This window comes from Nocardia amikacinitolerans NBRC 108937, assembly GCF_001612615.1.
GTDB classification, from domain to species: domain Bacteria; phylum Actinomycetota; class Actinomycetes; order Mycobacteriales; family Mycobacteriaceae; genus Nocardia; species Nocardia amikacinitolerans.
In genome coordinates, this window is sequence record NZ_BDAU01000055.1 from 21248 (window position 1) to 33067 (window position 11820).

An 11820-nucleotide genomic window follows, 5' to 3' on the forward strand; every position below is an offset into this window, starting at 1 on the left:
GCTTTCGCGCCCGGCCTCGGGCCGGACGCAGTCAGCGGCTGTAGCGCAGCAGGGTGCGCACCAGGCGGCACGTGGTGTCCGATGGCGGGCGGATGCCGACGAGTTCGGCGGTGGCGCGGATCTTTTCGTTGCTCGCCTGGGTCGGCAGGTAGATCCCCGAGTCGAGCAGGGCGATGCTCAGTCGCATCGCCTTGAGCCTGCGGTTGTGCGTGACGTACCACTTGCGCGGACGCCCCGCCGGCAGCGGGCGCTTCTCCAGCGGCCGGTAGGGCGTGATGATCGTGGACTTTCGGGCGGCTGCGGTCGCGGGCACTTGCGTCCTCCCCTCGCGATCGGGAACCCGGCGGATCCCCTCGAACACAGCTTCGATTCTACCCGCCCCCACCGACAAAAACCGCTGGCCGCAACCCTTTTCGCGCACTCAGTCGGTGCACACCGATTGCTTGATCTGCGGGTTGCGTCCGGTCGCCGCGCCGATCGCGTTCGCTGTCGCGTCGGCCCTGGTCGGGCCACGTCCCCATGACCAGCTGTTGTCGGAGGCTCGCGCGACGGCGCCGCATTTGTTGACGAAGTTCAGCATCACCCGGCAGTCGGACTTGTCGCAGGTGTCGACCGCAACGCGTTCGGCCCTCGCCTTGGTGCTGTAGTTGCGCGCGCCGCCCGTCGCGCCGGTCGACGGCGAGTACGCGATCGCGCCCCACTTGTCCTGGTCCGCCGCGGCGGGGCCCGCGGAGACGCCGAGCAGTGTTCCGGCGATGGCCGCGGTGAGCGTCACGCGCAACACCGTGGTGGTCAGCTTCTTCATCGGGATCCCCCAAAAGATTTGTCCGGCAGCTCGTTTGCCGCGTCGTCTCCAACCTATCGAGCTCGCTTACCGTCTTCCGAACGATCGCTTAACGCCGCGATGTGCCTGCGGTTCGCCGCCCGGCGACTTGGGTTGCGGGGAGGCGGATGCTGGTCTTGGCGCGCCGCAGGGGGAGAGGTGGGGAGTCCGACACCGAGCAGGGTCAAGGCCAGGGCGCGGCATCAGGGTTCGAGGGTGCCGGGTTCGAGGAGGAGCCGAAGGGCCTGGGGATGGCCGAGATCGGCTGCCTTGCGGAGCCAGTGGGTCGCTTCCTCGCCGTTCGGCGTGCCGGTGGTCGGTCGGCCTCGCAAAGCCACCGCCAGGTGGAACATGGAGTCGGGATCACCGGCCGCCGCGCCTCGGCGGAGCCAGTGCTCGCCACGTTCGGTGTCGCCGACGTCGAGGTACAGGGCGCCGAGCACGGCCATCGCGTCGCGGCGGCCGAGGCGCACGGCCTCGGTGAGCAAGCCGACCGCGCGCTCGACGTCGCCCGCGCGGGCCAGGTGCACGCCGAGACTGCGCATGGCCGTTGGGTTTCCGCGTTTGGCCGCGCGCTCGTACCAGCGGACGGCGGCCTCGTCGTCACCGCGCCGGTACGCGATCACGCCCATATTGGCCATCGCCTCGGGGTCTCCGTTCGCGGCCGAAGTCCGCAACCAGGACTCCGCCGCATCCAGTTCCCCGCGCTCGAGATACAGCGCACCGAGTTGCAGATCCGCGCCCGCGCAACCGGCGGCGACGGCCTGCTCCCACCACCCGATGGCCTCCGCGACGCGCCCGTCCGCCTCGGCGAGCTCGCCGAGCGGGCCGAGCGCGGAAACGCTCCCGAGCTCCGCGGCCCGCCGCAGCCAATGCTCCGCACCGTCCGCGTCCTTGACTTCGCGCAGCGCCTCGGCCAGCCGCTCCATCGCCCACACGTCCCCGCCCTCGGCGTAGCGCCGCAGCGCCGCCACTCGCGGCCCGTACCGGTCGTAACCCGTCATCGCCTGCCTCCGAGATCCGGCTCGCCGAGGTGCCCTTCTTCAGGATGGCGCAAATCGCGTCACGCGGTGGGCCGGATCACCACCGCCCCAATGCGCTCGCGACACCTCCGCCGAGCAGGCGTATCGTGCGGTTCATGACCGGAATGGACCGCCCGCGGCGGTTGCGCCGTACTCCCGCTCTGCGCCGTCTCGTGGCCGAAACCACGTTGGAACCACGGCAATTGGTGCTGCCGATGTTCGTGGCCGACGGCCTGGACGAGCCGCGCGAGATCGGCTCGATGCCGGGGGTCCACCAGCATTCGATGGACTCGCTGCGCAAGGCGGCCGTGGAAGCCGTCACGGCGGGCGTCGGTGGGCTCATGCTGTTCGGCGTGCCCAAGCCGGAGGACAAGGACGCCACCGGCAGTCAGGCCAGCGATCCGAAGGGCATCCTGAACCGCGGTCTGCGCGCGCTGTCCGAGGAGGTCGGCGACTCGACGGTGATCATGGCCGACACCTGTCTCGACGAGTTCACCGATCACGGCCACTGCGGCGTGCTCGCGACCAACGGCGCGGTGGACAACGACGCGACCCTGCACCGCTACGTCGACATGGCGATCTCCCAGGCCGAAGCGGGCGCCGATCTGCTCGGCACCAGCGGCATGATGGACGGTCAGGTCGGCGCGATCCGGCGCGGCCTCGACGCGGTCGGACGCACCGACACCGGCATCCTCGCCTACGCGGCGAAATACGCCTCGGCCTTCTACGGCCCGTTCCGCGAGGCCGTCGGCTCCTCGCTCGAGGGCGACCGCCGCACCTACCAGCAGGACCCCGCCAACCGCAGGGAATCGCTGCGCGAGCTGGAGCTGGACCTCGCCGAGGGCGCCGACATCGTGATGGTCAAGCCGGCCATGTCGTACCTGGACATCCTGCGCGACGTCGCCGACCGGTCGACGGTGCCGGTAGCGGCCTACCAGATCTCCGGCGAGTACGCGATGATCACCGCCGCCGCGCAGCGCGGCTGGATCGACCGCCGCGGCGCGGTGCTGGAATCGCTGGTCGGCATCCGCCGGGCGGGCGCGGACATCGTGCTCACCTACTGGGCGACCGAAGCCGCACACTGGTTGTCGTGACGAACTACCCGAGACCGATGGGCGTCGCGCCGTTCCCGCAGCGGCCGCCGATGCCCGAAGACATCCGTACGGCCCGCCAAGTGTGGTGGGGGATCATCGGATTCGGCGTGGTGCAGCTGGTCGGCACGGTGCTCACCTCGTTGCAGCAGCGCGACGAGCTCGACAAGCGGATGTTCGATCAGGGCAAGGCGGGCGACCCGAATTTCGCCATGGCCACCGCCGAACTGCTGGTCTCCCTGATGCTCGTCGGCATGGTGCTCGCCGGGCTCGCGCTGGCCGCGGGCGCGTTCGCGATCGTGCACCAGTTCGGCCGCGGCAAACTCTGGGCGCGCACGATCTTGACCGTCGTCGCGATCTGGCTGGTGCTCGGCGCGTTCGCGGCGCTGTTCGCGCTGGACGCGGTCACCGGCGTTGCCTCGCTCGTCGCGGGCGGCGCGGCGATCGTGCAGGGCGTGTTGGCCGGTGGCGCGCTGTATCTGAGCTACCGTCCCGAGTCGATCACCTACTTCCAGCCGAACCGCCGCTGAACGGATGACCGGGGCGTCACCGAATTTGTCGCCGTAGTACAGACATGTATGGTGAGGGTTGTCACAGTAGACATGGGAACCGGTAGTTATTGGTCATGCGTTGTCTTGCGTTGCGTGAGGGCGTCATCCAGTGGACTCCGGGAGATCGGAGGCATAGATGCGAGTGGTGATCCAACAGCCGCAGAGCATTCGGCGAGATTTGCTCGTCCTCAGCCTGCTGATCCTGTTCGGCGTGGTCACCGTCGCGGTCCTGCTGCTGCCGGGGCTGGTCGGCTGAATTCACCGGTGATGCGAGCCGGAGCCCCCCGCGATCCGATGGGTAGTGCGGCGTGAGCGACGGCGACGCGGTCTTCTTCGCGGAGCCGGGTGCGCGGTGGCGCGCGGTGCTCTACGGCCCCCTGCTCTGTCTCCTCGTCCTCGTGCTGGAGATGGTCACCTCCAGTCCGGTGCACTGGTTCGCGCTGATCTTCTGCGGGGCGCTGATCGCGGCTTTCGTTGCGCTGCAAGTGGTCGCGGGCCGCCGCCATGTCAGCGTCGAGTTGACCGGATCGACCCTGCGCCAAGGCGCCGAGACCCTGCCGCTGACCGGCATCGCGGGCGTGCTGCCGGAGCGCGACGAGCACTCGTGGAACGACGAGGACTGGGAGTCCGCGCGAGCGCTCGGCGAGCTGAGCGGCGTGCCGCGCAGGCGCAAGGGAATCGGCCTGCGGCTGCGCGACGGCGGACTCGTGCAGGCGTGGGCGCGCGATCACCGCGGCTTGCGCACCGCGCTCACCGCCGCGCTGTCCTCAGAGGGCGGCGAAGCCCTGCGATCCAAGACCGCCGAGGCGCAGGAATCGAAGAGCCCCGAGGCGCAGGAATCCAAGAGAGCCGGGGCGCAGGAATCCAAGAGCGCCGAGGTGCTGTCGTCCGAGGATGCCGCGGCGCTGCGATCCGAGCGTGCTGAGATGCCGGGGTCCGAGGGTGCCGCGGCGCTGTCCTCCGAACGTGGCGAAGCGCGGAAACCCGAGGGCACCGAGGAACGGCACGGCGAGAGCGGAGCGGACCGGTGAGACATGAGATGACTGTGGCGCTCGGCGAGGTCGGTGCGGCCGTCGCCGCGCTGGTGCTCGCGGTGCTGAGCTGGAACCGGGGGATCGTCACCACGGCGTTCGCGCCGCTCGGCGAGGTGCCCGGCTTCGAGGCGACCCGCTACAACGCGCCGTGGCTGGTGCTCGCGGCATTTCTGGTCGCCGTGGCGGGCCTGCTCGGTATCGACGCGGTGACCCGCGCGCTGCGGTCCGCCGCGAAGAAGTGAGGTAGTCGACCGAACCCGGTCACCACGCCGCGCCGCTGTTTCACCAGGGCCGTGGCGGGAACAACCACCTCATGAAGCCGACAATCCACGCGAAGAAGATCGCCATGGGGGTTGTGGCCGGTGGCCTGATCGGTGCGGCCGGTGCGGTACCGGCAGCCGCGGCGCCCGTCGAATACACCCCACCGCCGCCGGTGCCGGTGACGCCCGCGTTCACCGCGACCACACCACCGGGGCTGATGAAGCTGCTGCCCCCGCCGCTGGGCTGCCTCGTCGCCACGGGACTCGCGTTGTTCTGCGTGGGCATCACCTGAGCCGAGTATCTGAAACGAACCCGCTTCGAGAGCCGATACGCCTTGTGGCACACCGGCATTCGCCGGTGCGCTGGTCGAATGGAAGGTGTTGCTCGTGAAGGTTCTCGGTGCAAGGTTCGGTGCGGCCCTCGTCGCGTTCGCGGCGATCGGTTTGGCGGCCGCGCCCGCCATGGCCACCGACGCAGGGTTGCCCTTGGAGCCGACGGCTCCCGTCGCCGGTCTGGTGCCGGAGACCGGGTCGGCGGGCGCGCTGAACGGACTCATGTGCGCGTTGCAGTCGATGTCCGCCGCGGCTCCGTGCATCAACACGTAGTGCGCTGGGTCCCGAAACCGCTGTAGCCGAATGATTTACGCTCGCCCGCGGACTCCGGTTCCGCGGGCGAGTATTTTCGTTCAGTTCGTCCAGTTCTGATAGACGTCGAGAATTCGGCCGTTGCGGGTGCCGGGGGCGTTCACGTACATGGTCACCGTGCCATCGGGATGGCGTGCGGTCTCGGCGATCACCTGGCGCAGCGAGGCGTGCACCCCGCCGTTCTGGTCGCGCTGGATTTCGGTGTCCTTGTGCAGTCCCGCCCCGATCCGGTCCAGCGGCACGAACATCGTGACCACCGCGGGCACCGGACCGCCCGCTAGCGCGACCGTCTCCTCGTGGCTGAGCCGGACGCCGACGCGCCCCTGATCGGCGACCGGTACGGCCGCTGCGGCGGTTCCCGCGCCGAATACCGCTGTCGCGGTGGTGAATACGGCCAATGCTGCCGTGCTGACGAGCGTGAACCGCATGAAGAGCCTCCCGAGGGTAGCTGCTGCGACGACCAATCGAGATTACGGACGAGTCGCTCGATATCGCCGCAAACGCCCGCCCGGCGTGTTGTGTGGGATTGCGGCGCGCGTCACTCTCCTACACCCTGTCGTCGACCGGGTTCGCCGGGGCTGCGACACTGGAGGCCGTGAGTTCTTCTCCGCGCGTGACCAGGGCATCGGTGCCGGTTTCCGCTCAGCTCTTCGATCGGGCGAGTGCGGTGATCCCCGGCGGGGTCAACTCGCCGGTGCGGGCGTTCAAGTCGGTCGGCGGCACGCCGCGGTTCATCGCGTCCGCGAACGGATACACGCTCACCGACGCCGACGGCAACGACTACGTCGACCTGGTGTGCTCCTGGGGCCCGATGATTCTCGGGCACGCCCATCCCGCGGTCGTCGAGGCCGTGCAGCGTGCCGCGGTCGGCGGCTTGTCCTTCGGCGCGCCGACGGCAGCGGAGATCGAGCTCGCCGAGTTGATCGTCGAGCGCGTCGCGCCGGTCGAGCGGGTGCGGTTGGTGAACTCCGGCACCGAGGCCACCATGAGCGCGGTGCGTCTGGCGCGCGGCTATACGGGCCGCACCAAGATCATCAAGTTCAGCGGCTGCTACCACGGGCACGTCGACGCGCTGCTCGCCGACGCGGGCTCCGGTGTCGCGACGCTCGGGCTGCCCACCTCGCCAGGCGTCACGGGCGCGCAGGCGAGCGACACCATCGTGCTTCCGTACAACGACCTCGCGGCCGTGGCCGCTGCCTTCGCGGCGCATCCCGGCCAGATCGCCTGCGTGATCACCGAGGCCGCCGCGGGCAACATGGGCGCGGTCGCGCCGCAGCCCGGTTTCAACGAAGGATTGCGCGCGCTGACCGCCGAGCACGGCGCGCTGCTGATCATGGACGAGGTGATGACCGGGTTCCGGGTCAGTCGCTCCGGCTGGTTCGGCCGCGACGGCGTCGCCGGTGATCTCTACACCTTCGGCAAGGTGATGAGCGGCGGTCTACCCGCCGCCGCGTTCGGCGGACGCGCCGAAGTGATGAACCAGCTCGCCCCGCTCGGCCCCGTCTACCAGGCGGGCACGCTCTCGGGTAACCCCGTCGCCGTCGCCGCGGGCCTCGCCACGCTGCGCGCCGCCGACGACGCGGTCTACGCCGCGCTGGATCGCAACGCCGAACGGCTCGGCGGACTGCTCGCCGAGGCGCTCGGTGCGGCAGGGGTCGAGCATCAGGTCCAGTTCGCGGGCAATATGGTGAGCGTGTTCTTCTCCGACCGTCCGGTCACCGACTACGCCACCGCCAAGGCCAGCCAGACCTGGCGTTTCCCGGCCTTCTTCCACGCGCTGCTCGACGGCGGCGTGTACGCGCCGCCGAGCGCGTTCGAGGCGTGGTTCGTCTCCGCGGCGCTCGACGAGGACGCATTCGACCGAATCGCCGCAGCTCTGCCCGCCGCCGCGAACGCGGCCGCGGCCGCCACCCCCGAAGGATCCCGCGCGTGAGTTCCGACCACGACCAGCCCGGCGCCGCCCGCCGCGAACTACCGAACAACCCAGACGACACCACCGACGTTCCGCCGAACGTCGACTCGCCGTTCAGCGAGGCCGAGGCCGTCGGCGCGCTCACCGAGGCCGACATCGCCGAGGAAGCCGCCGCCCGCGCCTCGGCATCGGCGGCCGCCGCTGCCGAACCCGTCTCGCCGGTCGACGAGGTCGTCGCGGATGCGCCCGCTTCGACCCAAGTCGAGACCGCCGAGCTCGACGCCGCCGAGACTGTGACCGAGACCGACGAGCTCGCTGCCGCCGACGCCGCCGCCGAGGCCGAGAGTGCTGCCGCCGACGTGAACAACGCCGCCGAGGCCGAGAGTGCTGCCGCCGACGCCGCCGCCGAGAGCTCCGCCGCCGACGCGAACACCGCTGGCGAAGTTCAGAACACCGTCGTCGATGCGGCCGCCGTGCCTGCGATCGAAAACGATTCGGCCGCAGCCGAGAATGCCGCCGTCGGCGCGGATTCCGCATCCGAGCCGCCCGCGACCGAGATCGCCGCCGAGATGACCGCGACCCAAGCGGTCGCCGACGAGCCGCCCGCCGTCGCGGCCAAGGACGCCGAAACGACCGCGCGCGTCACCACCAAGCCCCGCTCCGCGGAACCCGAGCTCGAGGCGAGCCCCGACGTCGAGACCATCGTGCACGTCCTGCGGCACGGCGAGGTGCACAACCCGAAGGGCATCCTCTACGGCCGCCTGCCCGGTTTCAGCCTGTCCGTCGCCGGTCGGGCGCAGGCGGGCGCGGTCGCGCGGGCGCTGTCCGATCACGACATCGCCGTGGTCATCGCCTCCCCGTTGCAGCGCGCGCAGGAGACCGCGGCGCCGATCGCCGAGCAGCACGGCGTGCTCGTGCGCACCGACGAGAACCTCATCGAGGCGGGCAACACCTTCGAGGGCCTGCGCGTGTCCGTCGGCGACGGCGCGCTGCGCAAGCCGCGGCACTGGTGGAAGCTGCGCGATCCGTTCACCCCGTCCTGGGGCGAGCCGTACCTGCAGATCGCCCACCGGATGCTGGCTGCGGTGAACAAGGCTCGGGTCGAGGCGGCCGGGCGCGAGGCGGTGCTCGTCTCGCACCAGCTGCCGGTCTGGACGCTGCGCCGGTTCCTACAGGGCCAGCGGCTCTGGCACGACCCGCGCACAAGGCAGTGCTCGCTCGCCTCGCTGACCTCGCTGGTCTACCAGGGCGACACGCTGGTCGACATCGTCTACTCCGAGCCCGCGGGCGGTTCGGATCCCACGGTGCACGGCGCATGATTCGCTCCACCGCGTCACTCGCGACAACCCGGCCCGCCTCCGCACGGAAGGCGGCCGGGCGGGTCGTGCCGGTGCTCCTCGCGTGCGTGGCCCTTGTCGCCGCGCTCGCCGGCTGCTCGACCGGATCTGACGCGGTGGCCACCGGCGGCACCTTCGAGTTCGTCTCGCCCGGCGGCAAGACCGACATCTACTACAACCCGCCCGCCGCCCGCGGCACCATCGGCGAGTTGTCGGGGCCGGATCTGATGACCGAGGGCAAGACCATCTCGGTCGCCGACTTCCCCGGCCAGGTGGTCGTGATCAACCTGTGGGGCCAGTGGTGCGGGCCGTGCCGGGCCGAGGCGCCCGCGCTGGAGCAGGTCTACGAGGCCACCAAGGACAAGGGCGTCGCCTTCCTCGGCATCAATGTCCGCGACCCGCAGCGGGACAAGGCGCAGGACTTCGTCACCGACAACAAGGTCGGCTACCCGTCCATCTACGACCCGTCCATGCGAACCCTGCTCGCGCTCGGCGGCAACTTCCCGACCAGCGTCATCCCGACCACCCTCGTGCTGGACCGGCAGCACCGCGTCGCGGCCGTCTACCTGCGGTCGCTGATCGCGGACGACTTGCGGCCGATCGTCGAAACGCTCGCAGGGGAGGCTCAGCAGTGACGCGGCGGTGCGTGCGGTGATGGTGCTCGCGAGCGTGGGAGATTCGTTCCAGCAGACAGCGGCGACCGGGCCGCTGCTGCTGGCGCTCGGCGCGTGCCTGCTCGCCGGGCTGGTGTCGTTCGCGTCGCCGTGCGTTGTTCCGCTGGTGCCCGGCTACCTGTCTTATCTGGCCGGTCTGGTCGGTGCGGAGGCTCCGCCCGCGACCGCGGAGTCCGCGAAGAGCCGGTCGGCGGTCGCGCTCGCGCAGCGCGGCGCGAAGTTGCGCGTCGCCGGAGCGGCCGGACTGTTCGTCGCCGGGTTCACCGTGGTCTTCGTGCTCGCGACGGCCACCGTGTTCGGCGTCATCCAGACCCTCAACGTGAATCGCGAACTGCTGCAACGAGTCGGCGGCGTGGTCACGATTCTGATGGGTCTGGTGTTCGTCGGTCTTGTGCCCGCGCTGCAGCGCGATACCAGGATGGAACCGCGCCGCCTGACCAGCATCGTCGGCGCGCCGCTGCTCGGCGGCGTCTTCGCGCTCGGCTGGACGCCGTGTCTCGGACCGACCCTTTCCGGCGTGATGGCGGTGGCCGCGGGCACCGAGGGCACCACCGCGGTACGCGGCGTCGCGCTCATCGTCGCGTACTGCCTCGGGCTCGGTCTGCCGTTCGTGATCCTTGCCTTCGGCTCGGCAGGCGCGCTGCGCGGCGTCGGCTGGCTGCGCCGCAATTCGCGAAACATCCAGATCGTCGGGGGCATCCTGCTCGTGGCCGTCGGCGTCGCGCTGGTCACCGGGGCGTGGGATCAGTTCGTGGCCTGGGTGCGCGACGCGTTCGTCTCCGAGGTGACCCTGCCGATATGACCGTGGCCGACCATCCCGTGACCGAATCCGCATCGCCCCGCCCGCCCCGCCAGTCGCTGCCGGGACGCGCATGGGCGCTGGTGCGCAACACCTGGCGCGGCCTGACCAGCATGCGCACCGCGCTGGTTCTGCTGTTCCTGCTCGCCTTGGCCGCGATCCCCGGCGCGCTGCTGCCGCAGCGGAACCTGAACGAGCAGAAGGTCAGAGAGTACATCGCCGACCGTCCGACGCTCGGGCCGTGGATGGACCGGTTCGAGCTGTTCGACGTGTTCTCCAGCTTCTGGTTCACGGCCGTCTACGTGCTGCTGTTCGTCTCGCTGGTCGGCTGCATCCTGCCGCGCACCTTCGATCACTACAAGGCGCTGCGCACCCCGCCGGTCCGCGCGCCGCGCAACCTGGCCCGGTTGCCGCACCACTATTCGGGGGAATCGACGAGCAGCCCCGAGGCGCTGATCGAGCACGCGCGCGGTCAGCTGCGCGGCTGGCGCACCGAGGTGCGGCCGGGTAACCGCGAGGGCGAGCTCACCCTCTCCGGTGAGAAGGGCTACACCCGCGAATTCGGCAACCTGGTGTTCCACCTGGCGCTGGTCTGCCTGCTGGTGGCCATCGCCGTCGGCAAGCTCTTCGGTTACGAGGGCTCCGTCATCGTGATCGCCAACAACGGTCCGGGTTTCTGCACCACCTCGCCCGCGGTGTTCGACTCCTTCCGCGCCGGCAACGTCAACGACGGCACCGGCATGACGCCGATCTGCGTGCGCGTCAAGGACTTCGAGGCCGACTACCTGCGCACCGGTCAGGCCGAGATGTTCACCTCGAACATCAGCTACCAGGCCGGATCGGATCTGACGACCGACACCTGGCGCGAGGCCACCCTCCGGGTCAACCACCCGCTTCGCGTCGAAGGCGACCGTCTCTACCTGCAAGGCCACGGCTACGCGCCGACCTTCACGGTCACCTTCCCGAACGGCCAGACCAGGACCGAGACCATCCAGTGGCGGCCCGACGACGCGCAGACCTTCCTGTCCAGCGGCGTGCTGCGCATCGACCCGCCCGGCGGCATGTACGCCACCGACGAGGAGCGCCGCAAGAACCAGATCGCCATCGAGGGCCTGTTCGCGCCGACCGCCATGTTCCACGGCAGCCTGCTGACCTCGGTGTTCCCGAGCATGGACGACCCGGCCGTCGCGGTGGACATCTACCGTGGCGACACCGGCTTGGACACCGGACGCTCGCAGGACCTGTTCTCGCTGGACCAGGAGATGGTGAAGCAGGGACGGCTGACCAAGGAGGCGCGGGTCAACCTGCGCCCCGGCGAATCGACGACGCTGCCCAACGGCACCAAGGTGACCTTCGACGGCGCCCACGAATTCGTGAACCTGCAGGTCTCGCACGACCCGGCGCAGCAGTGGGTGCTGGTGAGCGCGCTTGCCATGATGGCGGGCTTGCTGGTGTCGCTGCTGGTGAAGCGGCGGCGGATCTGGGTGCGGGTCTACCCGGCCGAGGACGCTGCCGGTACCGTTGAGAAACGACGCACTGTAGTAGAGATGGGCGGGCTCGCCAGAACCGATCAGGCAGGCTGGGGCGGCGAATTCGACCGGCTCCGCGCGCGCCTGCTGGAGGCTGCGGGCGACGACGTGAAGACCGACCGCGCACGCACGGGAGAGTGAAC

15 protein-coding genes are annotated in these 11820 nt (G+C 70.2%); 11 read left to right on the forward strand and 4 right to left on the reverse strand.

Annotation, left to right across the window (positions count from 1 at the left end):
• Positions 1 to 31: 31 nt before the first annotated feature.
• The 3 genes from NAM01S_RS30930 to NAM01S_RS30940 all read right to left on the reverse strand — a co-directional run bounded on the left by NAM01S_RS30930 (position 32) and on the right by NAM01S_RS30940 (position 1827).
• Complete coding sequence (locus NAM01S_RS30930) at positions 32 to 313, reverse strand: hypothetical protein (RefSeq protein ID WP_067792203.1); 282 nt, start codon at positions 311 to 313, stop codon at positions 32 to 34.
• Between the two features lie 108 nt (positions 314 to 421).
• The gene (locus NAM01S_RS30935) at positions 422 to 805 is read right to left on the reverse strand and encodes a DUF4189 domain-containing protein (RefSeq protein WP_067792115.1); all 384 of its coding nucleotides are present in this window, start codon (positions 803 to 805) and stop codon (positions 422 to 424) included.
• Between the two features lie 221 nt (positions 806 to 1026).
• Positions 1027 to 1827 (reverse strand): tetratricopeptide repeat protein, encoded by an 801-nt coding sequence (locus NAM01S_RS30940; protein WP_084483449.1) that lies wholly within the window; start codon positions 1825 to 1827, stop codon positions 1027 to 1029.
• A 134-nt stretch (positions 1828 to 1961) separates the two neighbouring features.
• Between NAM01S_RS30940 and hemB the strand changes: the two genes are divergently transcribed.
• From hemB to NAM01S_RS30970, 6 genes are all read left to right on the forward strand, one after another.
• Positions 1962 to 2939 carry a porphobilinogen synthase gene (gene hemB, locus NAM01S_RS30945; RefSeq protein WP_067792206.1) on the forward strand — a complete coding sequence of 326 codons (978 nt, stop codon included), beginning with the start codon at positions 1962 to 1964 and terminating at the stop codon, positions 2937 to 2939.
• Positions 2936 to 3466, forward strand: a complete 531-nt coding sequence (locus tag NAM01S_RS30950) for a hypothetical protein (protein WP_067792122.1) — start codon at positions 2936 to 2938, stop codon at positions 3464 to 3466. The genes hemB and NAM01S_RS30950 overlap by 4 nt, the downstream gene beginning before the upstream one ends.
• Positions 3467 to 3795: 329 nt before the next feature.
• Complete coding sequence (gene mce1N / locus NAM01S_RS37110) at positions 3796 to 4518, forward strand: transport-regulating membrane protein Mce1N (RefSeq protein ID WP_307188709.1); 723 nt, start codon at positions 3796 to 3798, stop codon at positions 4516 to 4518.
• Positions 4515 to 4763, forward strand: a complete 249-nt coding sequence (locus NAM01S_RS30960) for a hypothetical protein (RefSeq protein WP_143861424.1) — start codon at positions 4515 to 4517, stop codon at positions 4761 to 4763. The genes mce1N and NAM01S_RS30960 overlap by 4 nt, the downstream gene beginning before the upstream one ends.
• Before the next feature lie 71 nt (positions 4764 to 4834).
• Positions 4835 to 5074, forward strand: coding sequence for a hypothetical protein (locus tag NAM01S_RS30965; RefSeq protein ID WP_067792128.1), 240 nt, complete (start codon positions 4835 to 4837; stop codon positions 5072 to 5074).
• Between the two features lie 94 nt (positions 5075 to 5168).
• Positions 5169 to 5387 (forward strand): hypothetical protein, encoded by a 219-nt coding sequence (locus NAM01S_RS30970; RefSeq protein WP_143861423.1) that lies wholly within the window; start codon positions 5169 to 5171, stop codon positions 5385 to 5387.
• Between the two features lie 80 nt (positions 5388 to 5467).
• Here the strand turns inward: NAM01S_RS30970 and NAM01S_RS30975 are convergent, their stop codons facing one another.
• Entirely contained in the window at positions 5468 to 5854 is a 387-nt protein-coding gene (locus tag NAM01S_RS30975; RefSeq protein ID WP_067792133.1) for a hypothetical protein, read from the reverse strand.
• A 167-nt stretch (positions 5855 to 6021) separates the two neighbouring features.
• Here NAM01S_RS30975 and hemL point away from each other — a divergent pair, with 167 nt between their 5' ends.
• The 5 genes from hemL to resB all read left to right on the forward strand — a co-directional run bounded on the left by hemL (position 6022) and on the right by resB (position 11818).
• Positions 6022 to 7359, forward strand: coding sequence for a glutamate-1-semialdehyde 2,1-aminomutase (gene hemL, locus NAM01S_RS30980; protein WP_067792209.1), 1338 nt, complete (start codon positions 6022 to 6024; stop codon positions 7357 to 7359).
• Between the two features lie 548 nt (positions 7360 to 7907).
• Entirely contained in the window at positions 7908 to 8657 is a 750-nt protein-coding gene (locus NAM01S_RS30985) for a histidine phosphatase family protein (protein WP_084483456.1), read from the forward strand.
• Positions 8654 to 9310, forward strand: coding sequence for a TlpA disulfide reductase family protein (locus tag NAM01S_RS30990; RefSeq protein WP_084483450.1), 657 nt, complete (start codon positions 8654 to 8656; stop codon positions 9308 to 9310). Before NAM01S_RS30985 ends, NAM01S_RS30990 begins: the two co-directional genes overlap by 4 nt.
• Before the next feature lie 19 nt (positions 9311 to 9329).
• Positions 9330 to 10151, forward strand: a complete 822-nt coding sequence (locus NAM01S_RS30995) for a cytochrome c biogenesis CcdA family protein (protein ID WP_067792218.1) — start codon at positions 9330 to 9332, stop codon at positions 10149 to 10151.
• Complete coding sequence (resB, locus tag NAM01S_RS31000) at positions 10148 to 11818, forward strand: cytochrome c biogenesis protein ResB (protein ID WP_067792136.1); 1671 nt, start codon at positions 10148 to 10150, stop codon at positions 11816 to 11818. Before NAM01S_RS30995 ends, resB begins: the two co-directional genes overlap by 4 nt.
• The last annotated feature ends 2 nt before the right edge of the window (positions 11819 to 11820 follow it).